Here is a 21,778-nt window from a genome sequence, read left to right as displayed (position 1 = left end):
TCAATCCAAGGTCTGCAACACCAGATCGGGCGGTCGGTGCCCATCGGCGAATGTCTTGATATTGATAATGACCTTTTCACCCATTTCGACCCGCCCCTCTACGGTGGCCGATCCCATGTGAGGCAGCATCACAACATTGGTCAATGAACGCAGATCGGCATTGGTTTCGGACCCATGTTCATAAACATCCAGTCCCGCGCCAGCCAGTTCGCCAGCCTTCAGCATCCGGGTCAAAGCGTTTTCATCAATCACTTCGCCGCGCGACGTATTCACAATCACTGCCGACGGCTTCATCAGCTTCAGCCGGCGCGCATTCATAAGGTGGAAGGTCGAGGGCGTATGCGGACAGTTGATCGACAAGACGTCCATCCGTGCCACCATCTGATCCAGGCTTTCCCAGTACGTGGTTTGCAGCGCGTCTTCTGTTTCCTCGCGCAGGCGGCGGCGATTATGGTAATGAACCTGCATACCAAAGGCATTGGCGCGCCGCGCCACGGCTTGTCCGATCCGTCCCATGCCCAGAATGCCCAATCGGCGGCCACTGACCCGACCGCCCAGCAAAGCGGTGGGCGACCAGCCCTTCCATTGCCCGGATTCTATCAGGGCCAGCCCTTCGGGGATGCGGCGGGTCACAGCCAGAATCAGCGCCATTGTCATGTCGGCGGTATCTTCGGTCAGAACACCGGGTGTGTTGGTCACCTGAATGCCGCGCTGACGGGCCGTGGCCACATCAATATGGTCCACCCCTGCCCCGTAATTGGCGATCAGCCGCAGTTTATCCCCGGCCTGAGCGATCACGCTCGCATCGAGACGATCGTTCAGCGTCGGCACCAGTATGTCGGCCTCTTGCAGCGCGGCGACCAGTTCTTCCCGCGTCATCGGCGTATCGTCGTCGCGCAGCTGAACGTCGAACAATTCCTTCAGCCTCGTTTCGACCACATCGGGTAAGCGTCGCGTTACAACAACACTCAGACGTCCAGATGGCATCTTGGGCCTCCTCCTGCTTCCAAACCGCATGGCTTGGTGTCAGAGTGAAGCAAGACCAACCGGGGCACAAGAACCCCCGCAATAAAATTTCACGAGCAGTGAGCAGGTTGATGAAAATTACCAATCGCATCGTCGCGGCCATCTTTTGTGGTCTGTGTCTGTTTTCTCCGCTCCGCGCCGAAGAGCGCGGGCCGGTAACCAATCTTCCACTGCCGCGTTTCGTGTCTGTAAAAGCCTCCGAGGCGAATGTCCGGCGCGGTCCCAGCTTGACCCATCGGATCGACTGGGTATTTAAACGCCGCAACATGCCGGTGGAAATCACCGCCGAATACGGCCACTGGCGGCGGGTCCGGGATCGTGATGGTGCAGGCGGCTGGGTGCATTATTCGCTGCTCTCCGGTGTCCGTCATGTAATCATCGACAAGGACATGCTGGCGCTGCACGTTCGTCCCGATGCGAATACCGCGATTACCGCCCGGCTCGAACTCGGCGTTATCGCCAAGTTGGAAAACTGCACCCAAGACTGGTGCAAGCTGCGCGCAGGCGGCTATCGGGGCTGGGCGCCCAAGGATACGATTTGGGGTGTGAACCCGGACGAAATCCGGGACTGAACCGGCGTTTTCCCTTGCGATGACCAAATCGCAGTCTAGGCTGACCTCAGTTTTTGTCAGCCAAGATTTCCCCATGCGATTCCTGATCTTCGTCTTTGCGCTCTGCCTGACATCCCCGGCCTGGTCCCAGTCAGCCGCTCCGAATGCTGGCGAACAACCCTCTGGCCCGATCTCGGTCGAAGACAGCGCCACCCGCGATGCCGCGATTGCCGTTCGTATCCGCGATATACTGTCGGAACTGGAAGGCTATGACGATATCACCGTCACCGTCACCTCAGGCATCGTGACTTTAAAAGGCACTACGCTGGATATGGCTCATGCCGAGGCGCTGAACAATCTGATCGTTCGGGTCGACGGCGTTGTCGCAATCCGGAACGAGGTGACCGAAACCACCGATGTCGTCGAACGGCTGAATCCCGCCATGGACCGTTTCACCAAACGGACCGCGCAATTCGTGGCCTATCTGCCTCTTCTGGCGGTGGCTCTGGTCGCGTTCGGAGTGGTTTTTTCACTTGGCCTGCTGCTGGGACGGATGAAACGACCCTGGGACGGGCTGGCCCCCAACAGTTTTATCGCCGACATCTATCGGGTGATCATCCGGTTGGGATTTCTGATCGCCGGGCTTGTCGTGGCGCTCGATATCCTTGGGGCCACGGCATTGCTGTCGACGATCCTGGGCGCAGCGGGGATCGTCGGGCTGGCGATCGGTTTCGCGGTCAAGGATACGGTGGAAAACTTCATCGCCTCGGTCATGCTGTCCATCCGGCAACCCTTTCGGCCCAATGACGCCATCGAGATCAATGGTGACGAAGGCAAGGTTATTCGCCTGACCAGCCGCGCCACCATCCTGCTGAGCTGGGACGGCAACCATATTCGTATCCCTAATTCGACCGTATTCAAATCGCGGATCGTCAATTACACCCGCAACGCCGAACGTCGCTATACTTTCGACTTGTCCGTCGCGCCCGACAGCGATCTGGCTCTTGCGCTCAGGCTGGCGGAACAAACCCTCGCCAGATTGCCGTTTTCAGTATCCAGCCCCGCCCCGTCAGTCTGGATTCACGAGGTTGGTGACAGCACGATCACTTTGCGGCTGGCAGGTTGGATCGACCAGAGCAAGACAGGGCTTCTTGCTGCCCGATCCGAAGCGATCCGTATTCTCATGGCCACCTTCACCGGTGCAGGTATCAACATGCCCGAACCAACATACCGGCTGATAACGCAAGATATGTCCGCGGAAAAACCAGTCGCCAAACCGGTGCAAACCCCGCCCGCGCTGGACGTCGAAGCACGCGATGAACAGGCGCTGGAACAGATTGTCAAAGAAGAACGTGCGACCACGAGCGACAACGATCTGTTGCAGAAAAATGCTCCGACGGAATAGCAAAAAATTGTCATTTCTGCTCTTGCGCCCGACGACAGCGTTTCGTAAATAGCGCCTCACAGTTGGGGTGTGGCCAAGTGGTAAGGCAACAGTTTTTGGTACTGAAGATCGTAGGTTCGAATCCTACCACCCCAGCCATCTTCCTTTTATAAATAAAAATCAAAGGCTTAGATGCCACCCAGCAACCGTCTCCGGAACACCTTTTCGGAACGGCCTCGCGGAACACGCGCCAATCTCGCAATCGATACCGACTCGTCATAAAGTGGCCGCCATAAACCATGGAGGCTGAGCATTGTCCGAGAATGAAGTTCCCAAAGGCCAACGGTTCTCACTGCTATACTTAAGCGGTGAGGAGACCTTGAGCGACTGCCCTCGGATGCGCCGCCGCCTAGGAGCGCTTGCAGATGAACTTCTAGATGAAAACGACTACTTGGCTGGAAAGTTCCTCGAAGCAGAACTCGGGATAAGCATCATTCGCTCGAGCGGAATGGGAGCTTATGTGAGGTGGGTCGATTTCTTTGAAGAAGAGGAACTAGCCGACGTCCTTGATGCTATTACCCTGATATTCAGCTTTTGTGCTGCCAACAGGCTTAGCAACAAACTTAGCGGCTACCGAAGTCGTGTGCAGCGCATCTTCAATGAGCGCAATATGCGCTACCGAGTAGACGATCATTGTGGCGTGCACCCTCATGTCGACACTGCATTCGAACAAGTCCGGACAAGTGCAATTTCTGGCCTGGGCAAGGAGCGCTTCAATGCAGCAAGAGCGCATCTGGAGAGCGTGGAACAGGCCATGATGAGAGAGGAGCCAGACAATCGCCAAGCGATCCGGTCAGTTTTTGATGCGGCTGAGAACATTTTCAAGATGATGTTCAAAGGTGTCACCCATATCAACAACCGGGAAATCAACAACCGGCTCCCGCCTCAAATCGAGGCGCTTTACGCTGCTCACCCTTTGGTCAAGAAAGCGACATTAAAGCAATGCGAGAGCTTCAAGAGCTGGGTAGAGGGAGCCCACTTTTACCGTCACGCCGATGATCTGCCAGAGCCCGCACAACCTCCTCGTGAACTGACCGTTCTAATGGTTTCCCAGGGTTACGGCTGGGTTCGCTGGCTCGCTGAACTGGATCAGAACAATAATGAGTGAGCCCGTCAGCTTGTAGAAGTGGGTTCTTCGTCATGTTGGTGATGATGGACGAGGTTAAGCGAAAATTCCCTCTCGCGACATCTTGAAAACCGCAGTGCGGCTCTCACGAACCGCCTCGCGTCTACCCTCGATCAGCGGCAGCTCCTACTTGGAACCTCCCCTAGCGCCCTGATAGTCAACACTCTTCGCACCTTTGTTCGAGATGCTGGATATTGGAATTATTTAACGAAAAGAGCATAAGTATCGAGGCGTTTTTCAGAACCCAACACCTGCACAATAGTCGTGAATGTCAATATTGTTGCTATTTCCCATTTCGCGAACTATTTTCCCTACAGCTCTGAAGAGATGATTCACGAGGAAGCTATGTCGTTCATGACGCCGAAACTCTTTTGCTCTAACTGCGGTCGTTTCCACGGCCGGGTTGCGCATGGGAAGTTCGAGCACATGCATTTCTCGTCCCTGATCGCAGCGAACACCAACTTCGAGCAAGAGGTCGAGCCTGCCGTGCGCAAGCGCATTTCGGCACGCGAAGCCATGGCGGTCACCAAAGAGCGCTACAAAGAGACACTTGAATACCTGAGTTGATGCTTCGGTTCGAGCCTCTGCCGAACCCGGAGGAAACAGAGTTTCTTTCACGAGAGGATGTTGATTTCTTCCATGAAGAAGTCCTCAAGCCCGGACAGCAACGTGGCTACAAGCGTCTTGACGACCTTTTAGGAGCGATTGGCCGCCCTCAAAGCGCCTTCTACTACGATAATGGTTGCGACCTTGTCAGGGTCGCAACCTATTATTGGCATGGTATTTCCACGAGTCATGGCTATATAGATGGCAACAAGCGCACAGGTTTCGCCAGCGCAAACAACTTCCTATTGATGAACGGTGTCAGGTTTGAGGCCCCCGATCTGGACCTCGGCCCCTTGGTAGAAAAACTTTTCGACGAACAGCGCTTCGAGCTGGATATTCTGGAAGATATTTTACGTCGCCACTGCCACTGGGCGTAGGAATATCACATCCGAAACGCTTGCCGAAAAATCCGCCGCTTATTCGATATCCTCGCGCTCGGCATCATCCATCACACTCCGGGGCCATATGCCGCCGATCTCGCCCAGGATGCGCACAATCTCGGTTTCCGGGTCGTGCACCAGCGGAAGCGCGATCTGGTGCGCCAGCTCCGCCCGGAGCGCGGCATAGGTCTTATCGTCAAGATAGGTGTCGGCAGGTGCCTGCATGGTCGTGGTCCTCTTAAGGTGATTTGCACGGCCAGACTCGCACACGAGGAATCCAGCGATCAAGAGAAAAAGTCACATAAGTATTTGATTTTATTGAAAGTAATCGGTTACTTACGCCAAAAAATAAACCCCGCGCCGGGTGACTTACACACAACGGTGATCCGGCGCGGGGTTAATATGGGCGAAGTTGGAAGCCAGCCCAAATTTGTTATAATATAACATTCTCAATTAGGAATGATCAAGCCTTTACTTCACATTGAGGACAGCTTTTCCCGGGTCGAAAGTGTTCGCCCGCTTCGCCAAAGCGATCAGCTCCGGCGGCAACTTCCTCAAACCCACCCGCCTCGGCTCTCTCCGGGAAGGGACCGCCCAGGAGCCTGTAAGGGCTTCAAGCAAAGATCGTGCATTCATATTCTTCATCGTCACTCCTGCGCGCTCGCTAACGCTCGCTTGCGGGCGCTTCGCGCCCTCCATCTTCTGTTCTTCTATCCGCAGGCTCGTTTGATATGGCACAGAATGAATGATGATTAATAATCCCTGCAGAAATAGGACTTTCCCCCTAGGACAGCACAAAACCTAATCTGTGATGTCCTAGGGGGAAGTTCTGCATATAACAGGTGGTGAAGAGCTACTAACACTAGGTGGCTTCCATTGACCTAGCAGCGCTCTGCCTTCCGGCCTTGCGGCCAAGCGGTTACAGCCTTTCGGCTGAGCATCACGCCCGGCTTTCCTCCAACCTAGACGTGACCGGTTGTTGTGGCCCAGGGCCGAAGCCCACCGCACATTGCAACCGTCTTTCTGTGCCATTTCGACCGAAGTCCGGCGGCGACCATCTGGGGCGTCCGATGTTCTCCATCGGGGAGCGGAACCAGACCAAGGGCTTTCGCCGATCTTTCCTGCACCTTCCAGCTAGGCGTCTCGCTGCCCGGTCATGTTCCCGGTGCTGGCGTTCATTGTGTGGCTGGTATCAAGGTGTCGGTGAGCGTCATCGAAAGTATCGGCTCAAACCTGACTGCTTTGGGCTTGGTGCTTTGTGCTGCCGTTCTGGCCCTTTGACTATACTTGTTTCTGGCAAGAGCTTCAAGGAGCTTCAGCAATGTCGGCAATCTACTAGGATTCCCCGCCGGTGTTTTCTTCAACAAACTCAATCAGTTTGCTTGCGTTTTCTGCTATTGAAACAGCCCCGGCAAAGCCCGCGTCCACAGCAGTTAAGACACGAAAGCCGGTGGCCACATACTTAGCTAGTTTTTTGTAGAGCGGACCGGATTTTGAAGCATTTTGGGGAGCACTAACTACAAGTGCGCCCACTAGACCTTCAAGCTCGTCTTCCAGGACTTTAGCACCGAAGGCGTAGTAGTGCTCCAAGATGGATGCAATTTGAGAAACCCGTTTCAACAGAACTCGTTTTAGGCTTTCCGGTAAATCCGCCTCAACGATTTCGCCGCGCAAACCATTGAAGCTCTCAGCGAGCTCCTTTGCATCCTTCGACAAAGCCGGTCTCTCAATATGTCCTGTCAACGCGAGATGCACATTTGTCAGACCGACCAGATGATCAGCCTTTAGAAAATGATTCTTCGCATTATGGATGTCCATATGAATCTGCGTGAGGTCTTTCAGTCCATTAAGTGGCGAAACGTAGCGTCTCAAATGGGCCTTCATCGTATCATCGACAGGCAAAGCATCGATGTCCGTTTCGACATCCCCAATTAGACGTAGCAGGATTGAAATCACCTGAGCCCTTGCATCTTCCCCTTCCAATCCAAGGTGCTCCACTAGCACAAACAGAAATTTATCCTTTGGGTTTTGGGCCTTATTGGCTATCGCCAACAACTGATTCAAAGACTGCGCGGAAGTTGTCATATCAAACTCTGGATATTTGCCTCGAACACAAACTACATTCAACCTGAGTAAGAATTCCAGATCAATTTGTTTACCGCCTCCCCGAATTGAGCATATTCCCCGGCCTCATCTGCCGCCGCATCTCATCCACCACAACGCCGCGCATAGTCCCTTCGATTTCGCGCGAAACACGCTTCGCAAGGTCGTTGTTCTGTTCCGGCGTTCCTGCCGACCCATTCACCGTGACGGGTGCGTTGATGGTGATCACCTGCCCGGCATCGTTCAGAGCGCCGGAGCGCGCCGTCTGTGCGCTTCTCAAGGGTGCCGCGCCGCCCACCAGCCCACCAGAGGCATAGCCCCTCTTGGCGGCGCTGTGCAGCGCTTCCAGATTACCGACACCGATCCGGCGGGTGGCCTCCTTGCTCATCACGAATTCGCCACGGTGCACCACCCCGGCAGGTTCGAACTTGCCACCGTCGCCGGTGTAGCCGCCGGTTGCGAACAGCCCCAGCCCTTTCAACAGGCCGCCGATCAGGCCATCACCGCCCACCCCGGCATAGATGTTCTCAAAAGCCCGGCTGGCCGCGATCTCCGCCAGCTTTCCCAGCACCCCGGCCAGCGCTTCCTTGAAGCTGTGTGCGCCGGTCACAAGGCCGGTGAAGGCGTCCTTGAGCGATCCCTTCATGTCGGCCACGGCGTTCTGGAAATCCTCATGCCGCTGCCGGGCTTCGTCGGCCCGCTGGGCGGCGTTGGCGTAGCTCTGGGCCGTCCGGTCGATCTCAGCGCGCAGCTCGGGGGTGATCGCCCTGCCCGCCTCCTGCGCGCTCTGCAACAGCTCCGTCTTGTTACGCGCCACGTCCTGCGCAATCGCAAGCTGGTCGAAGCCAAGCACCAGATCGTTGAGCGCTTCGGCCTCGGCGATCAGCGCGGCAGTTTCTTCCTGCATGGCCGCCACGTCCTTGCCGTAAGGATCACGGGCGGCTCCACCCTTCCCGGCGTTGCTGCGCGCTGCATCGGCTGCGACCTTGGCCTTTGCTGCTTCTTCGGCCTGTTCGCGCGTCAGTGTCACACCATCGGCAGCGGCGCGCTTCATCACAGATGCGATTTCGCGCTCGATGGTCAGGCGCTCGCGCGACATGGCGTTGCGCTCCGCCTCCCCGGCAAGGAACTCGTTCAACTTGGCCCTGTCTGCTTCCCAGACGCGGCGGGGCTCGGCGTCTGCTTCGCGGAAAATCTGCATAGGCGTCTTGGGCGCTTCCACCCCGGCGGCCTCGGCCAGAGCGCCCTTGAGCGCGGTCGCCAGCCCGATGACGGTCTGCAAGACACCACCCAGCCGCTCAACCTGCGAGATTGCGCCGCCGAACTCGACCTTGTCGGCCTCCTCCATCGTGGTGAAGGCTCCCGCGGCAGCGGCCTGCACCTCGCCCAGCTTCTGTGCGAAGTCCTCGCCGGTCAGGGTGCCGTTGGCGAACTCGTCGGCCAGCCGGAGCATCTCGGCGGCGGCCCCTGAAAGATCCGTCGAGACCTCGTTGTAGCCCCACGCCCTTGCCAAGTTGGACGCCTGCAGGAGCTGCCCGGCGGTCACGCGCACCGTGTCGCCAAGCTGATCGTAGGACTTGCGCAGCGTGCCGATGTCGCGCTCCTGCGCATCCACCACGTCGCGGTTGGCGGCAAGGCTGTCATACAGCTCGTTGCCCAGCGCCGCCCGGCCCTGCGCCTCGTCCGGGAAAATGTCGTCCAGCTTCGCGCGCAGGTCGGCCACTTCAACAACGCCATCGGCCACCGCCACGGCCACGCGCTTACCGAACATAGCGATACGCGCGGTCAGCTCGTCGAACTTGCGGCTGACCTCATCGGCCTTGGCGATCACATCATCACCCAGGACAAGGCCCAGCTCGTGCGCACGGTCCACCGTGCGGCGCAGACCGTCCTCGCCCTGTTCCACCAGTTCAACGAAGCGCTCGCCAGCGGTGCCGCCAAACAGCTCGTCGGCCACGCGGATGCGCGCGGCCACGTTCAGGCGCTTCATCCGGCCCATAATCTCAAGCAGCAGCTCGGACGGGTCTTTCAGCTTGTCTTTCAATTCATCCGCACCATAGCCCAGCCGGGCGAACGCCTCAGCAGCCGAACCTTTTCCCGTGATGATGAATTCATCGGCGCGCAGGTTCAGCTCTTTCAGGCCATCCACCAGCGCGTCAACGGCGATGCGGTTCTGTTCCGCAACAAAGCGCCATTCCTGAAACGCCTGCGCCGATACCCCTGCCCGTTTGGCTTCGTCGCCAATCTCGGCAATCCCGCGCGTGGTGTCACGCAACGCCTGCACGGTCGCTGCTGATCCGATCCCGGCCAGCAACGGCAAGCTCATGCGCTTGAACGCCCCGGCCATCGCGTCGCCCATCTTGGCGTAGGTCTTGCCGATCTTGTCAGCCGACTGCTTGGCCCGGCGCTCCATGCTCTGTGCGGCCCGACGCTGCGCCCGGTTGGCGCGCTCAAGGCCCTTTTCCAGCTTATCAACCCGTGCCTCAAGCGGGATGATCAGGCCGGGCATCGTTACATCGTTCATGCTGCTTCTTCCTCCAAAAGATCGGCGAGGGATTTGAAATTCGGGTCGCTGTAGTGGGATTTGTTGCTCTCACCGGCGACGGCGCGCGAAACGGCCATCGCAGAAGTCACAGCCCCGTCTATGTGGTCGTGTTTCAGGTCAGCCTTGGTCATGCGGATATTGCCGGTATCCCCAGCGACAGCCGCCACCCCTGCGAAGTGGTCGCGCAGCACCGGATTACCGTTGTGCCTGATCCGCCGCCCATTCACGGCGCGCACCAGCTCACCGGCGGCAGGCCCCATCGTCGCCGGGCCTTGCCGCATCTCGATCATGGGCAGGCCCTCGCCGTGCAGCTCAGTTGCCGCCACCTGAAATTTCCACGGGTCATAGGCGATCTGTTCGACATTGTGCCGCGCACAGATTTCGCGGATCAGGTCTTGCACGTCCTGTTGCGGGATCACCGGCCCGGCGCTGGCCGTCAAATGGCCCTCATCAATCCACCGCCGATAGGGCCGCCCTTCGTTCTTCTCGCGCTCCTGCAAGCCCTCTCCGGCGACTATAAACCACGGCTTGATTGCGATCTGCCCATCATCAAGACGCCACGCGGCCACCACGGCGGCGAGGTCGCCCGACTGCGCATAGTCAACACCCAGGTAACACGGCAGCGCCTCAAGGTCGGTTTCGTCATCCTCGAACTGCCGGGAGTCGTATGTATCGAAGTTGAACAGCGGATCGCGGCTGTTCCCATGCCAAATGTTCAGATTGTATTGCTGGAACTCGTAGCGCTTGGCGTGGTTGTCCACCGCCTCTTTCGCATCTGTGCGCAGCTTCTTCAGATCATGAAAGCCCAGCGACAGGCCCGGATTGACCTTGTGCCAAAGCGCTTCGTCCTGCCAGTCGTCGCCTTTCTCAGGTTCAAAGATGATCGGCAGGAATGAAGGATTGTCGATCTCGCCCAGAGCAATCTTGCGCGCATAGTTGTAGCGCTCTGCGGCCAGACCTTCCCGGCCCCGCCCCGCCGTAGTGGCAATGACAGTCAGGCCGCCGGGGCGCTTCGCCATGCCGGATTGCAGGGCTTCCCAAAGCTCACGGCCAGCGCTGCGCCAAGCGTGGATTTCATCGACCAATACGAATGTCGGCGTGGTGCCGTGCATCGCTTTGCCGTCGCTAGACGCGGCCTCCAAGGTTGAGCCATCGCGCAAAGACTTGATGGTTTTGGGTGCGTTCGTCGGATCATAGATCTTCGTCGCCCGGATAAGGTGCCGATCTTCGCGCACGATATTGGCGGCCTCACGAAACCCGATAGAGGATTGCTTGCGATCGGCAGCGGCAAAGATGATCTGGCCGCCGGGCAGCTTCTGCGGCCCCAACAGGTGCAGGATGGAAAGGGCGGCGGCGAGGCTGGTCTTCCGATTGCCGCGCGGGATCATCAGGAACACCTCGCGCACCATCCGTTCGCCGTCTTCATCGACAGGCCCATAGATGCGCCGAACAATCCGCTCTTGCCACTCGGCAAGCTGCAACGCGCGCTTGGACGCAGTGCTGGCCGGGTGCTTGAGCGCGCGCAGGAACTGCACAGCCCGTTCACCGTGCCCCATCGGGTCGAGGATCGGGCTGCCATCGAACAGCCAATGCGGATATGTGCTGGCGGCGCTCATGCTCAGATATTCAGCGGGTTCACTTCGTCGTCATCGTCCGGCACCCCTGCCCCGATCCGGGCGCGGCTTGTCGGGGTCAGGCCGTATTCGGCGGCGAGCTGGCGCGCGGTCTGCATGTAGCGGATTTGAAGCCCGCCAAGTTTCAGATCGGGCAGCCCTCCGGCGCTCATGGTGTCGGCAATGGTGCGCGCAGCGCCAACCGCCGCGCAATAGTTTTCCACCCCGGCCAAGTCGGCTTTGGTGATGATGCGCCGGGCAACAAGCTGCGGCATAATCCGCTTCCACTCCACCTTGGCGTGGGGTGACAGGTGCTTGGGCACCGGCGGCGCTTTAGTCAGGGCGTCGTTGTCGGGGGTAAGGGCAGGCTTCACGCCGCGCGAATGCACACTCATGCCGCCACCCTCGAACACCGCAGTTCAAGGCCGCGCTTGCGGCCCTGCTCCGCGATTTCGTCAATATCGTGGGCCACGCCGTCGAACGTAACGCGGTCGGCGGTGGTGATCCCGGCCAGATACCGGATGCGGAACACCGCGCCACCTGCATCGGCCTCGCCGAACCCGGTCAGGAATTCATCAGCGCTACGCTGCACCAGCTCGGCCCGGACGGTCGCCACGGGTGCCCATGCTTTCGAAACCGCACCGGACGCGGCCACGGTTTCGGCCTCGCGCGTGATGGTGATCTGCCGATCAAGTTTGCCTGCCCGGATCATGGTCACACCCTCCACCGGATCACGCCTTCGACGGTGCCGACACCGTGGCAGTAGGCCCGTTCCGGGTCAGGGTCGCGCATGTAGGCGAAGCTCGGGCGCTCATAGGCATCAATCCCCACTGTGGGGCTGGCCGGTGCATCCCACAGCGCGACAGACGCCGCCGCGCCGATCTGCCGGGCCATATCCGCGCCGTCTTCCAGTGCCCAGATGTGCAGGTCGATGAAAACGCGCGTCAGATACTGGCCGCCACTTGCCCGGCCCAGATTGATCATCTGAGGGTTCGCCATGATGATCGTGGGCAGCTTGTCGGGGCGTGTCGAACCGGCCCGGACGTGTTCGGCATGGACAAGGGCGCTCACCTCGGGGTGGCCGATCAGCGCGGCCCGGATAGCGGTCTGAAATTCAATGCTGGGGTCGATCATGCGTCACCCTCCGCCGCCTTCTTGATCGCTTGACCGATTGCGCGGCTGATCCGGCGCTTTGCCTTCGGCATCGCCAGCCGGGCACCGGGGCGCATGAACGGCTGGGCCTCCTGCTTCACGGTGCCGAACTCCTGAAGGTGGCCGTGGCGCACCTTCTCGTTCCCGGCAGTTACCAGCGCCTGATTACTGCCAGCGGTGCGCTTGCCGCCGCCCTCGGCATAGGCCGGGGTGGTCTGGCCGGGCGCGGTCACGGTGATAGAGGATTTCAGGTCGCCTTCGTCCACCGGCACCAGCGCGCGCATGGTCGCTGCCACTTCCTCGGCACCCTTGATCAAGGCGGGCTGCACATCGCGCACCACGGCCTCCGGGATAGCTTTCAGGCGCTCGCCCAGGATGCGCGATTGCTCTGCAAGGGATTTACTGCGCGGCATGGCCGGTCACTGCCTCCCTGTAGGGTGCCAGCAGCTCATAGACACCGAACGGCACCGGGCGCAGGGTCACGTCGCTGGCGCTCTCGCGTTGCTCATACCAGTAGGCGGCGAGCTGCAACGCGGCCTCGGTCAGCACCGCATCACCGGCGGCGAAGGCGGTGCCGGTGTGGTGGCCGATCCAGATTTCTGCGGCGTCCAGCTTGTGCGCAAGCAGGTCGTCATCAAGATCATGGTCAAGATTGAGCTGCGATTTCAGCAGGCTAAGGGACGTTGTTGCGGTCATGCTTCAACCTTCTCATTCGGTGAAAAACTTATTTTCGGTCTGTCTTGTGCGGACCTCCCCCCGCCGGTCCCCTCATCGCGCTCAAAATCGAAGACCACCCCCGAGAGGGAGTGGTCATCGAAGCCAGCGCGTTTCCAGCCGCCCATGTGTTCAAGAATGCGTGTCACTACTTCCCCCGTTTTCGAGCTGCACTTCGCAAGTCACTGAGCGCGCGCCACTGGTTCTGCCCCGGAAACTTAGCCTGCCAATACAACCACCCATTCAGACTGGGTGTCGTGCCATCCTTGGTCACAGCAACCGCAGCAGCAGCCGAAGACAGTGAAGAGAATTTCTTCCCCTCCACGACCAGGTAGCCATCAAGAAACTGACCTTCGTAGACTTGACTGCCACGCAGGTATTCCATTCGTGCCAGCGAACCATGCGGGATAGAGACACCGTCTTGAATGAAGGGCCTTCCTTCACTCACAGCGTCAGCTTCAACAGGAGCGACGGCTTCCGGCAGATCAAGCAGTCGACGCAAGGCGGCGTATTCAGGTTCGTCAAAACTGCGCCGCTCAGCCTCGATGAGCTTGTGAATATCAAAGTCGATTTCGATTGTTTTGGTTTGCATGGCGATTCTCCTTCTACTCCAATAAATCTATCATAGTAGTTGTAGTAGTAAAAGGAGTTTCAGAAGGGGCGCGCTCCTGCCTCTGCTTGTGGCGATTGTGACAAGGCGCGCACAGCGGTTGCCAGTTGGTGCGATCCCAGAACAGGCGCTCATCGCCACGGTGGGCTTTGATGTGGTCCACAACGGTCGCAGATGCGCCGCACATCCGGCAGGTGGGATAGAGCTTGAGGAAGGCGTCACGGGCAGCGCGCCAAGCACGGTTGTAGCCGCGCCGGGCAGCGCTCGGGCGGTTCGCATCGTGGCGCTTGTTACGCGCACGGGTGCGCTTGATCTGACAAGCGCAACGCTCACCGTGGGGCACGATCTGGCCACACTGGCAATAGTGCGGGGGCTTACTCATATCGCCATCCCCTCGCGCATCTCAGACAGGTCTTTCAGGGCGCGCAGCCCTGCCCGGTCGAAGTCAGGATCAAGGCCCAGGTCGGCGTTATGCCTGCGCTGTTCCTTGGTCGGGCCGGTGTCGGCGTCCTCTGCATCGCCGTGAATGGCCTTGAGCTTGGCGACATGGGCGGTGAAGGCGTCGGTGATCTCCTGCGGCGTGGCGTTCCAAGCGCTTTCCGGGGTCCAGCCCAGCCACCCGGTTGCGAAGCCGTAAAGCTCCTTGAACAGCTCGCCCCACGGCGTCGGTGCGGCGGTGCTGGGCTGCTTGGTGGTGGTCTCCGGTGCCTCGGGGAAGAACGCTGCCACCAGCTCGACACACGGCCCCTGCGCGGCCTTCTGGAAGTCCTTGAGGGGGTGCGCAGCGACGTAAGCGAACAGCGGTTCACTGGCCTCCATACCGGTGCTTTCCTTGACAACGTGCCAGATGGTGAGCGTGTCAAATTCTTCGATCTTGCGCAGCAGCTCGGGGAAACCGCCGTGCAGCTGCTCAAGGCGAAGGGCAGCCCGCAAAGACGGGCGCAGGAACACGGCGTTGCCGCCGTATTCCAGTGAGATTGCGTCATATGCGAGCTGCGGCTTCATGGTTACGCGGCGGCCAGCGACAGCTTGGCGAGGGCTTCACCCATCACCACACGGCCACCCACGCGGCGACGGGCCACGAACTTGACCATGCCGTTGGCTGCGCCAGTCAGCTCATCGCGGATGATCTCGAAGCCGACACGATCCGCCACGGCGTAGCCGGTGGCGAAGTCGCCGAAGATGATCGGCGTTGCCCCGGCGGTCGGGTCGGGCATATCCACGGCTTCATAGACCGGGCGGCCCAGCAACATGGCCGGCTGGCCGGCGGCAAGGCCCGACTGCCACAGATACTGCCCGTCAGCATCCTTGAGCTTGCGGACAACGGCCATCGTCTTGCGGTTCATCATCCACACGCCAGTGGCCGCGTAGGCGGTCTTGAGCGAATAGAAGTGGTCGATCAGTGCATCGGCGTCGATTGCGGCGATTTCGTTATTGGCAACCTCGGTCGAAGACAGAACGCCCTCCGGCTGGGTCACGCCGTCGCCGTTGACGAACCACGCGGCTTCCTTCTGGCCGAACCGGCGCGCGATGTGGCCGCCCAGGTATGCCGACAGGTCGATATGGGCATCTTCCAGCAGCACCTTGGTAACAGGCACAATCACGCCCATCTCGAAGGGCTTCACGTCGATCTGTTCGAAGGTCGGTTCATCCTCGGACTTGGCTGCGCCTTCGGCCACGGCAGCGGGATTAACCTCGCTCACCAGCCGGGGAAGCTGCAACAGCGGCCCGTTCATCTGGATGGTCTGCGCCACGCCGCGCACAGGCGAGAACTCGGCCACCTTTTCCAGAATGGTCTTACTCACGGTCTCGGGGGCCAGAATGCCGCCGGTGCCGGTCCCGTAGGACAGCGACTTGACCTCGGTCGGGTCGCCGGTGCGCAGATAGCCGGTGAACGCCTTCACCTCGTCCGCGCCCATGACGGGGTTCGCCGGGCCGGTGATCTGGGGACGGTTGCCCTTGGCTTCCAGCCGGTCCAGCCGGTCCTTGATCTCGTTGAACGCCTTGGTGTCGATCTGCGGCACCTGCGGCGTGTCGTTGGCCGGGGTCGCGGCCTTCTGTTCGGTTTCGATTTCCTCGTTTTCCACTTTGGGGTTCTCCTTGAGGGGCTTGGGGGTCTGGGGTGCATCCGACTTGATGGAAGTGATCTGCGCGCCCGGATGCGCGGGAACGGCGACAACAGAAATTTCGTGCAGCTCTGCGGCGGTGATGGTGCGGCCCTTGGCGTGGCGCTGCGCCTTCTTGGTGACGAAGCCGATGGACAGGCCGGACACGGCCTTGGTGCGGATCATGGCGCGCACCTCGCGCGCCCGCTCCACGTCATCCACCAGCAAGCGGCCTTTGACGGTCAGGCCCTCGGGGGTCTCCGCGATCTCATCCCAAACGCCGATCACCTGCCCCTGATCGTGGGCAAAAAGCATCGGCAGGGTGCCGGGCGCGGTCAGTGCGCCCTTTTCGATCACGTCGCCCACCCGGTCGGGGCTGCCGAACGGCCACGCAATGCCGGTGATCTCTCCGGCGTCGGTGACGGCAAGCGCCGCCTTAATCTCAATACGGTCGGTCATGGTCAGGGTCCGTGCTCTTGGTTCAAAGGTTCGTTCGCAACAGTTGCGGGGTCAGGGGTGGCAACGGGTTCGTCGGTGACTGTTTCCAGCCCATCGGCATCAATGCCGCCAGAAATCAGCAGCCCGCCGGTGATCACCTCGCCGTAGACAATCGGGATTGCATGACCCTGCCCGTAAGCTGAGACAGGGCCGGTCATGGTGAAGCTCTTTTCTTCGTCGGCGCTCTCAGTTTCGGGGGCGAGCATCGAAGAAACGCCGGTCAGGGCCATCGCAACGCCCATCTGGCCGATAGCGTTGCCCCACGTGGTGCCAGCCCCGGCGATGATCGGGTTAGCGAGGAAGGGTGCGGCACCACCTGCGGTGATAGCGATCAGGGTAACGCCAAGAATGGCCTTGATAGTGCCGTTGCCGCTCTTCGCACCCACCAGCTCAGGCATAATGTGCAGATCGGCAGCACCAAGCCGCATGGACGCAACCGCGTCCTCATCCAGCGCCATGCCGGTTTCAGGATCGCCGCGCAGGACCACCCAAGAACCTTGGCGCAGATCACCCATGATCGCCGGGACGTTGGCGGCAAGCGCAGTCAGCGCCTCGGCAGCCGTCAGCACGTCCAGCTCAAACACCTCGCCATGTTTGGCAAGGCTGCCGTGGAGATGCACCTTGCGCAGCATCAGGCGGCCTCGTCTTCGGCAGCACCACCCCAACGCGCGTCCAGCACGTCCAGCGCCAACGGATACAGCTCATCAATCGGGCGGTTCCGGGCGTAGGTGTCGGTGAGCTGCGCGGCCCTCTCCGGGGTAGTGCCGCCACCGATCAGGCCAAGGCGGATAACCTCGATCAGATCGGCGAGCTTGAACTGCATGTTGACGGCGCGCAGGTAGAGCGCCCCAAACCCCAGATCGGCAAGGCGCTCAAGCTCGGCGATCATGTCATCGGTCAGGGCGAAGGTATATTCGCCGTCACCGAAAAAGGCGGTGTGGGTCAGGTTCATGCGGCCTTGTCCTTGGTGCGGTTGTCGGGGGTTGTGATGTGCGGATTGTCCAGCGTGTCACCGCCCGGCAGGGGCGGAAGGTTCAGACCGGCCCGGACCTCATTCGCGGTCACCGCGCCCATGCTGCGATACTGGCCGTATGCGGTCGCACGGGCTACCGTGTCGGTAGTCAGCAGATCGTCGGTGACGGCCTCAAAGTAGGCGTTAGCGCGTTCCTCGGGGGTCAGAAGGCACCGGGCATAGGCCCCTGCCCAATCGGTCAGCCACGGCTTGAGCGTGATCTGTAGGAATTGCCGGGCCATTTCCTCGGTGTTCGACCATGTGCCGCGCGACAGCTCAAAGAGCATGGTGGGCGGCACCCGGAACACGCGCGCAATTTCACGGATTTGCTCAAGGCGGTTCTCTGCGAACTCGGCATCGGCGAGGGTCATCGCCATGGGGACGAATTTCGCGCCTTCATCGGCAATTGCGGGGTTGCCGGTGTTCTGCCCGGAATGGGTTGCTTTCCAGTCTTTCAGGAGATTGAGTTTGGCCGTGGCGTCCAGCTTGTTCGGGTGCTCAATCACCCCTGAAAGCCGGGTGCCGTTCTTGAGCGAGCTACTGATATGCTGCTCGAACGTAAGGGCCAGCGCGATAGCCTCTCGCCCCAGTGTGATCGGGGAGACGCCACCGATTGCCTCGACGCGCAACACGTCACGATAGGAAAGCCGAACCTGCCCGGTGTCGGTCGAGACCATGTAATAGGGTTCGCCGTCGTTTTCCTCGAAGCGCTGCACCTTGCCCGGTTTCAGCCGATGCAGTTCATAGGGAGTGTCGTCGGCAAGGCGAACCACCTGAGCATAACCTTCCCCATGCAAAAGGGCATCAAGGGTCAGTTGTTCGCGCAATTCTGCCGCTGTGGTCCAAGGGTTCGCCTCTTCATGCACCAGTCGATAGGCAGGGTGGTCAATCCAGGCGGATTTGTCCGCGCGGCCATAGAGCTTGAACGGCAGCGCGCCGATGGTTTCGGAGATAAGCCCGACCGCACAGGCCACAGCAGGAACGCGCATGGCGGTGCTGGGGCCGATGGATACGCCGGAAGTGGTCGGCAGCACCCCGAACAGGCTCAGGGCGTCGGGGTCGGTCAGGGTGAGCGCCTTCTGTTCGGTGCCGAACCCAAGCGCGTTCTTGATCTTCTGTAAGGCCATGTGTTCCGCCGCGAAATTGTCAGTGTGGCAAATTTACCACACTACGATTCGCGACGGAAGGGAAAAGTTACATTTGCAACTATGTGTCTATCTGGGCTTGAGGTGATCCAAGCTCAGGCCGGGGTAAGAAATGGCGTTGATCAGCTCCGCGCGCTTCTCAAGCATCCCCTGCGGCATCATCCCGTAGCGCCCGGTCATGGAGGTGTCGCCGTGCCCCATGAGGAACTTGAATTCGTGGTCAAGATACCCGGCGCGGCGCAGAGCATCGGCGGCACCATGCCGGAATGAGTATTGGCTGTAGCCGCGCCCATCCTTGATCCCGAGACTAGTCAAGTAACGCGAGAACATGCGCGAGAAATCCGCCATCATCTGCCCACGGGCGTTGCGCTCCGCCTTCGGGAACAGCCGGTCGTGACCAGCCTTCACCATGCGCGCATGGTAGTCGATAAACCCAAGCGCTATCAGTTGATCATGCACCGGCAGGATGCGCTTTGAATTCTCATTCTTGACGCTCTTGCCGTCGCCGCCATCGTCGGTGATGTGCATGATCCAGTGGCCGTGTTCTTGCCGCACGTCCGAAACCGTAAGCTGTCCGATCTCTCCGGGCCGGGCACCCGAGAACAACATGATCAACGGCACCCAATATCGGTGATCTCGGATCAGCACGTTGCCCGGCTTCTTGATGAAACGCGGTTGCTCGTCGCTCTGGCACCCGGTGAACAGCGGCGACTTGAACAAGGTGTTCATCTGCTCAGCCGTGAACGTGAGCGTCTTCGAGTGCTTCTCCTTGTTGAGCGCCATACCGTCCACCGGGTTCTGATCAAGATACCCATGACTGACCAACCACCGGCAGAACGCGCCCAAGCTGGACAGGTGGCGATTGACGGTGCGCGCGGTGATCGTGGGCTTGCCGATCTGCTCATTGTGCTTGACGGCCTGTTCAATCGACATACCCCGGAAGGCTTTGGTTTCGGCTGCCTTCACCGGGAACTTCAACAGCAACGCCTTCCACTCGCGCACGGCCTTCTTGTCGATCTCCGCAACCGGGAACGTGCTGCCGACATTCTGAACGAACAAGCCAATGTCGCGCCGGGCCTGTGCCAGCGTGTCAGGCTTCACTTGGTTCGGGTTCTCTGCGGCGTATAGGTCGAACACCTCCAAGACCGACTGCCCCGGCTCCGCAACGGCCCTGCGCACGCCACTGGCGGGCTTCACGATAGGGTCTAGGGGTTGCCCTGCGTAGTTGCCTTCATCGCGCTCTAGGGTGCGCCTCAGCGCCTCCACCTCTGCGCGCATCATCTGTCGGGCCAGAGCGTCCCGGTCAGGCGATCCCGGCTCTATGATCAGCTTGTTCCGGACAAGGAACTCGTCAACCTCGTGGTCGATCAAGGCAGTGTTCCCGGTGCTCAAGTGCTTGCGCAGCTCTGACAGCTTCGCGCGCCGCGCTTTCGCGTCGATACTCTCGGCCCCCTTGAGCTGATCTTGCAGAACTTGAATGTCCAAGGCGGCGTCAAGCATCGCCAGCGGGTCGGCAGTGTCGATGTTCTCGCACTGCACCCTATCCACCGCATGCGTGGTGGCGGCGGCAATGTCGGCGTCGGTCGGCAGGTTCCCGCGGCGATCCTCATCACGTTCAAGGCTCTCGGTGTAGTGCTGCCAGACAGCGGCGGCTTTGTCGTCGTCGGTCAGAACGCGCCGGGCGCGCAGCTCATCGAACTCGCGCCGCCATTGTTCGATCACCGGCCAAAGCAGCCGCTTCGCGGTGGCCTTATCCTTGGTCTTGAGCGACTTCTTGAGGGTCGTCGTGCCGACGACCTCAACAAGATCAGTCGGCACGTCAAGACGGGCGTAATAGGTCGATTTTCGAAGCGAAAGGTATGTATGTCCGCACATCTCCGCACCACCATTCCGGAACACTATTCCGGAACACTTGTATGACTAGAAGTATCGTGATAGCAATAGCTTACGAGAAATCAGGGGCTTAGAAAAAGTTGGATTTTGCTCCTACCACCCCAGCCAAGGCTTTCTGAACATTGCAGTGATGAACTTGCCGCCCTCCTAAGGGCTGGAAATGCCCCCGTTTATGCCCCCGCCTCACTGCCAGCATGTAGGGCCAGCCTATCCCGGTGCATTGTGCCCCCCCTAGGCTCACTCCCCTACCTGGAGGATCCTTCCTAAGGGACGAGGCTCCTATAAAGGGTTACTGTTCTCGACATCGCCGCGCATCTATTCGCCGGGGCCATCAAGTCCGTTCTGAAGACCACGACCGGCCTGTACCCCGGGAAACTACCCGTGATGGATGCCGGAAGCGATCCCTATGCGCTACATCCAGAAGCTTCCTCAATCAGCCATTGGCAGTAAGACGCCCTTGCAGACGATGAAGGACTGGACTGGAATAAAATCAAGCCAAACCGGCTCAAGAAACAGTCATACCAACTTCCGGGGTGAGACAGCTAGTTTCAACCTTAGGCCCATCCCCGGTTATTGGCTGTTTTCCAGCATCTTCAGCGCATCCGTCCCTGCCAACTTCTCGTTCCCAGCCCCGAAGTCGTAAGCAGACTCTCCCATCTCAGTCCGAGCCCCAGCATCCGCTCCTGCCTCAAGCAAGACCATGATCTTGTCCTCGGTTCCAAACTTGGCGGCACCATGGATCGGCGTCCAATCATTGGCTGTTTGAGCATTCACATCAGCCCCAGCATCCAGCAGTAATCTGATATTCTCCACCGATCCTGTAGCCGCCACGAAATGCAGTGGTGTCCGATCCAGTTGGTCTTTGGCGTTCACGTCCGCCCCTGCCTCAAGTAAGGCTTTGATCACTTTCGGCTGCGCTCCGGCAACCCAGTGCAAAGCAGTTTTCCCGATGCCGTCTCGCGCGTTCACATCAGCGCCTTGGTCGAGCAGTTGCTGAACGTCGGCTGAGGTCGCTGTCGTGTAGAAACCCGCGTCGCAGAGTTCCGCGCAATCGCCATCTGCCAAGACCGGACTTGCTGCGAAGATCAACGCAGATACGATGGCAAAAACATCTCTTCTCATGACTACCCTCCTCTCACTGTCGCCAATCTTAGCACGGAAAGGCGAAATATCCTTCGGCATAAATACATATCTAACAGTAGCTTGGTAAGCAGGTGGATCTGGATCATGGCCATTTTCGGACTTTCCGGAGCGC

24 protein-coding genes and 1 tRNA gene are annotated in these 21,778 nt (G+C 59.6%); 6 read left to right on the top strand and 19 right to left on the bottom strand.

Annotated elements, in window-relative coordinates; all coding sequences use genetic code 11:
* Positions 1-987, bottom strand: a complete 987-nt coding sequence (locus VOI23_RS10055) for a D-glycerate dehydrogenase (protein ID WP_323784635.1) — start codon at positions 985-987, stop codon at positions 1-3.
* A gap of 110 nt (positions 988-1,097) precedes the next feature.
* Here VOI23_RS10055 and VOI23_RS10050 point away from each other — a divergent pair, with 110 nt between their 5' ends.
* The 6 genes from VOI23_RS10050 to VOI23_RS10025 all read left to right on the top strand — a co-directional run bounded on the left by VOI23_RS10050 (position 1,098) and on the right by VOI23_RS10025 (position 5,130).
* A complete protein-coding gene (locus VOI23_RS10050; RefSeq protein ID WP_323784634.1) occupies positions 1,098-1,598 on the top strand; it encodes an SH3 domain-containing protein in 501 nt (166 codons plus the stop codon).
* A 73-nt stretch (positions 1,599-1,671) separates the two neighbouring features.
* The gene (locus VOI23_RS10045; RefSeq protein ID WP_323784633.1) at positions 1,672-2,982 is read left to right on the top strand and encodes a mechanosensitive ion channel family protein; all 1,311 of its coding nucleotides are present in this window, start codon (positions 1,672-1,674) and stop codon (positions 2,980-2,982) included.
* A gap of 63 nt (positions 2,983-3,045) precedes the next feature.
* Positions 3,046-3,120: transfer RNA gene (locus VOI23_RS10040), tRNA-Gln, on the top strand.
* 154 nt (positions 3,121-3,274) lie between these two features.
* The gene (locus VOI23_RS10035) at positions 3,275-4,129 is read left to right on the top strand and encodes a hypothetical protein (RefSeq protein WP_323784632.1); all 855 of its coding nucleotides are present in this window, start codon (positions 3,275-3,277) and stop codon (positions 4,127-4,129) included.
* A gap of 282 nt (positions 4,130-4,411) precedes the next feature.
* Positions 4,412-4,714, top strand: coding sequence for a hypothetical protein (locus VOI23_RS10030; RefSeq protein ID WP_323784631.1), 303 nt, complete (start codon positions 4,412-4,414; stop codon positions 4,712-4,714).
* The gene (locus VOI23_RS10025; RefSeq protein ID WP_323784630.1) at positions 4,714-5,130 is read left to right on the top strand and encodes a type II toxin-antitoxin system death-on-curing family toxin; all 417 of its coding nucleotides are present in this window, start codon (positions 4,714-4,716) and stop codon (positions 5,128-5,130) included. The genes VOI23_RS10030 and VOI23_RS10025 overlap by 1 nt, the downstream gene beginning before the upstream one ends.
* Positions 5,131-5,169: 39 nt before the next feature.
* Here VOI23_RS10025 and VOI23_RS10020 read toward each other — a convergent pair whose 3' ends face one another.
* From VOI23_RS10020 to VOI23_RS09935, 18 genes are all read right to left on the bottom strand, one after another.
* A complete protein-coding gene (locus tag VOI23_RS10020; protein ID WP_323784629.1) occupies positions 5,170-5,358 on the bottom strand; it encodes a hypothetical protein in 189 nt (62 codons plus the stop codon).
* A gap of 1,110 nt (positions 5,359-6,468) precedes the next feature.
* Positions 6,469-7,218, bottom strand: a complete 750-nt coding sequence (locus VOI23_RS10015) for a hypothetical protein (RefSeq protein ID WP_323784628.1) — start codon at positions 7,216-7,218, stop codon at positions 6,469-6,471.
* A 70-nt stretch (positions 7,219-7,288) separates the two neighbouring features.
* Positions 7,289-9,760, bottom strand: coding sequence for a hypothetical protein (locus VOI23_RS10010; protein WP_323784627.1), 2,472 nt, complete (start codon positions 9,758-9,760; stop codon positions 7,289-7,291).
* On the bottom strand, positions 9,757-11,397 hold the full coding sequence (locus tag VOI23_RS10005; RefSeq protein WP_323784626.1) for a terminase large subunit: 1,641 nt from the start codon (positions 11,395-11,397) through the stop codon (positions 9,757-9,759). Before VOI23_RS10005 ends, VOI23_RS10010 begins: the two co-directional genes overlap by 4 nt.
* 2 nt (positions 11,398-11,399) lie before the next feature.
* Positions 11,400-11,789, bottom strand: coding sequence for a P27 family phage terminase small subunit (locus VOI23_RS10000; RefSeq protein WP_323784625.1), 390 nt, complete (start codon positions 11,787-11,789; stop codon positions 11,400-11,402).
* The gene (locus VOI23_RS09995) at positions 11,786-12,106 is read right to left on the bottom strand and encodes a phage head closure protein (RefSeq protein WP_323784624.1); all 321 of its coding nucleotides are present in this window, start codon (positions 12,104-12,106) and stop codon (positions 11,786-11,788) included. Before VOI23_RS09995 ends, VOI23_RS10000 begins: the two co-directional genes overlap by 4 nt.
* Positions 12,107-12,108: 2 nt before the next feature.
* Complete coding sequence (locus tag VOI23_RS09990; protein ID WP_323784623.1) at positions 12,109-12,528, bottom strand: DUF3168 domain-containing protein; 420 nt, start codon at positions 12,526-12,528, stop codon at positions 12,109-12,111.
* Positions 12,525-12,959, bottom strand: a complete 435-nt coding sequence (locus VOI23_RS09985) for an HK97-gp10 family putative phage morphogenesis protein (RefSeq protein WP_323784622.1) — start codon at positions 12,957-12,959, stop codon at positions 12,525-12,527. Before VOI23_RS09985 ends, VOI23_RS09990 begins: the two co-directional genes overlap by 4 nt.
* Positions 12,946-13,242 carry a head-tail connector protein gene (locus tag VOI23_RS09980; protein WP_323784621.1) on the bottom strand — a complete coding sequence of 99 codons (297 nt, stop codon included), beginning with the start codon at positions 13,240-13,242 and terminating at the stop codon, positions 12,946-12,948. The genes VOI23_RS09985 and VOI23_RS09980 overlap by 14 nt, the downstream gene beginning before the upstream one ends.
* Before the next feature lie 166 nt (positions 13,243-13,408).
* A complete protein-coding gene (locus VOI23_RS09975) occupies positions 13,409-13,852 on the bottom strand; it encodes a hypothetical protein (RefSeq protein WP_323784620.1) in 444 nt (147 codons plus the stop codon).
* Between the two features lie 13 nt (positions 13,853-13,865).
* Positions 13,866-14,057 (bottom strand): HNH endonuclease signature motif containing protein, encoded by a 192-nt coding sequence (locus VOI23_RS09970; RefSeq protein WP_323784771.1) that lies wholly within the window; start codon positions 14,055-14,057, stop codon positions 13,866-13,868.
* A gap of 191 nt (positions 14,058-14,248) precedes the next feature.
* Positions 14,249-14,875 carry a hypothetical protein gene (locus VOI23_RS09965; RefSeq protein WP_323784619.1) on the bottom strand — a complete coding sequence of 209 codons (627 nt, stop codon included), beginning with the start codon at positions 14,873-14,875 and terminating at the stop codon, positions 14,249-14,251.
* Positions 14,876-14,877: 2 nt separating this feature from the next.
* Positions 14,878-16,434, bottom strand: a complete 1,557-nt coding sequence (locus VOI23_RS09960; RefSeq protein ID WP_323784618.1) for a phage major capsid protein — start codon at positions 16,432-16,434, stop codon at positions 14,878-14,880.
* A gap of 2 nt (positions 16,435-16,436) precedes the next feature.
* On the bottom strand, positions 16,437-17,105 hold the full coding sequence (locus tag VOI23_RS09955) for a hypothetical protein (protein ID WP_323784617.1): 669 nt from the start codon (positions 17,103-17,105) through the stop codon (positions 16,437-16,439).
* Positions 17,105-17,425: a gene transfer agent family protein gene (locus VOI23_RS09950; RefSeq protein WP_323784616.1), complete on the bottom strand. Its 321-nt coding sequence runs from the start codon at positions 17,423-17,425 to the stop codon at positions 17,105-17,107. Before VOI23_RS09950 ends, VOI23_RS09955 begins: the two co-directional genes overlap by 1 nt.
* A complete protein-coding gene (locus tag VOI23_RS09945; protein WP_323784615.1) occupies positions 17,422-18,612 on the bottom strand; it encodes a phage portal protein in 1,191 nt (396 codons plus the stop codon). Before VOI23_RS09945 ends, VOI23_RS09950 begins: the two co-directional genes overlap by 4 nt.
* 87 nt (positions 18,613-18,699) lie before the next feature.
* A complete protein-coding gene (locus VOI23_RS09940) occupies positions 18,700-20,505 on the bottom strand; it encodes a DUF6538 domain-containing protein (RefSeq protein WP_323784614.1) in 1,806 nt (601 codons plus the stop codon).
* A gap of 588 nt (positions 20,506-21,093) precedes the next feature.
* The gene (locus VOI23_RS09935; protein WP_323784613.1) at positions 21,094-21,645 is read right to left on the bottom strand and encodes an ankyrin repeat domain-containing protein; all 552 of its coding nucleotides are present in this window, start codon (positions 21,643-21,645) and stop codon (positions 21,094-21,096) included.
* Between the last annotated feature and the right edge of the window lie 133 nt (positions 21,646-21,778).

The organism is Thalassovita sp. (genome assembly GCF_034670005.1).
Lineage (GTDB): Bacteria > Pseudomonadota > Alphaproteobacteria > Rhodobacterales > Rhodobacteraceae > Thalassobius.
Note: the sequence above shows the minus strand (reverse complement) of the source record. Positions and strands in the feature narration are given on the sequence as shown.

Bases quoted from the DNA above. Each gene is read 5' to 3' on its own strand.
- VOI23_RS09945 (WP_323784615.1), bottom strand. From the start codon at position 18,612: ATGGCCTTACAGAAGATCAAGAACGCGCTTGGGTTCGGCACCGAACAG.
- VOI23_RS09965 (WP_323784619.1), bottom strand. From the start codon at position 14,875: ATGAAGCCGCAGCTCGCATATGACGCAATCTCACTGGAATACGGCGGC.
- VOI23_RS09955 (WP_323784617.1), bottom strand. From the start codon at position 17,105: ATGCTGCGCAAGGTGCATCTCCACGGCAGCCTTGCCAAACATGGCGAG.
- VOI23_RS10005 (WP_323784626.1), bottom strand. From the start codon at position 11,397: ATGAGCGCCGCCAGCACATATCCGCATTGGCTGTTCGATGGCAGCCCG.
- VOI23_RS10015 (WP_323784628.1), bottom strand. From the start codon at position 7,218: ATGACAACTTCCGCGCAGTCTTTGAATCAGTTGTTGGCGATAGCCAAT.
- VOI23_RS09950 (WP_323784616.1), bottom strand. From the start codon at position 17,425: ATGAACCTGACCCACACCGCCTTTTTCGGTGACGGCGAATATACCTTC.
- VOI23_RS10045 (WP_323784633.1), top strand. From the start codon at position 1,672: ATGCGATTCCTGATCTTCGTCTTTGCGCTCTGCCTGACATCCCCGGCC.
- VOI23_RS09985 (WP_323784622.1), bottom strand. From the start codon at position 12,959: ATGCCGCGCAGTAAATCCCTTGCAGAGCAATCGCGCATCCTGGGCGAG.
- VOI23_RS10055 (WP_323784635.1), bottom strand. From the start codon at position 987: ATGCCATCTGGACGTCTGAGTGTTGTTGTAACGCGACGCTTACCCGAT.
- VOI23_RS09970 (WP_323784771.1), bottom strand. From the start codon at position 14,057: ATGTGCGGCGCATCTGCGACCGTTGTGGACCACATCAAAGCCCACCGT.
- VOI23_RS10050 (WP_323784634.1), top strand. From the start codon at position 1,098: ATGAAAATTACCAATCGCATCGTCGCGGCCATCTTTTGTGGTCTGTGT.
- VOI23_RS10010 (WP_323784627.1), bottom strand. From the start codon at position 9,760: ATGAACGATGTAACGATGCCCGGCCTGATCATCCCGCTTGAGGCACGG.
- VOI23_RS09990 (WP_323784623.1), bottom strand. From the start codon at position 12,528: ATGATCGACCCCAGCATTGAATTTCAGACCGCTATCCGGGCCGCGCTG.
- VOI23_RS09935 (WP_323784613.1), bottom strand. From the start codon at position 21,645: ATGAGAAGAGATGTTTTTGCCATCGTATCTGCGTTGATCTTCGCAGCA.
- VOI23_RS09995 (WP_323784624.1), bottom strand. From the start codon at position 12,106: ATGATCCGGGCAGGCAAACTTGATCGGCAGATCACCATCACGCGCGAG.
- VOI23_RS09980 (WP_323784621.1), bottom strand. From the start codon at position 13,242: ATGACCGCAACAACGTCCCTTAGCCTGCTGAAATCGCAGCTCAATCTT.
- VOI23_RS09975 (WP_323784620.1), bottom strand. From the start codon at position 13,852: ATGCAAACCAAAACAATCGAAATCGACTTTGATATTCACAAGCTCATC.
- VOI23_RS10025 (WP_323784630.1), top strand. From the start codon at position 4,714: ATGCTTCGGTTCGAGCCTCTGCCGAACCCGGAGGAAACAGAGTTTCTT.
- VOI23_RS10000 (WP_323784625.1), bottom strand. From the start codon at position 11,789: ATGAGTGTGCATTCGCGCGGCGTGAAGCCTGCCCTTACCCCCGACAAC.
- VOI23_RS09960 (WP_323784618.1), bottom strand. From the start codon at position 16,434: ATGACCGACCGTATTGAGATTAAGGCGGCGCTTGCCGTCACCGACGCC.
- VOI23_RS10020 (WP_323784629.1), bottom strand. From the start codon at position 5,358: ATGCAGGCACCTGCCGACACCTATCTTGACGATAAGACCTATGCCGCG.
- VOI23_RS09940 (WP_323784614.1), bottom strand. From the start codon at position 20,505: ATGTGCGGACATACATACCTTTCGCTTCGAAAATCGACCTATTACGCC.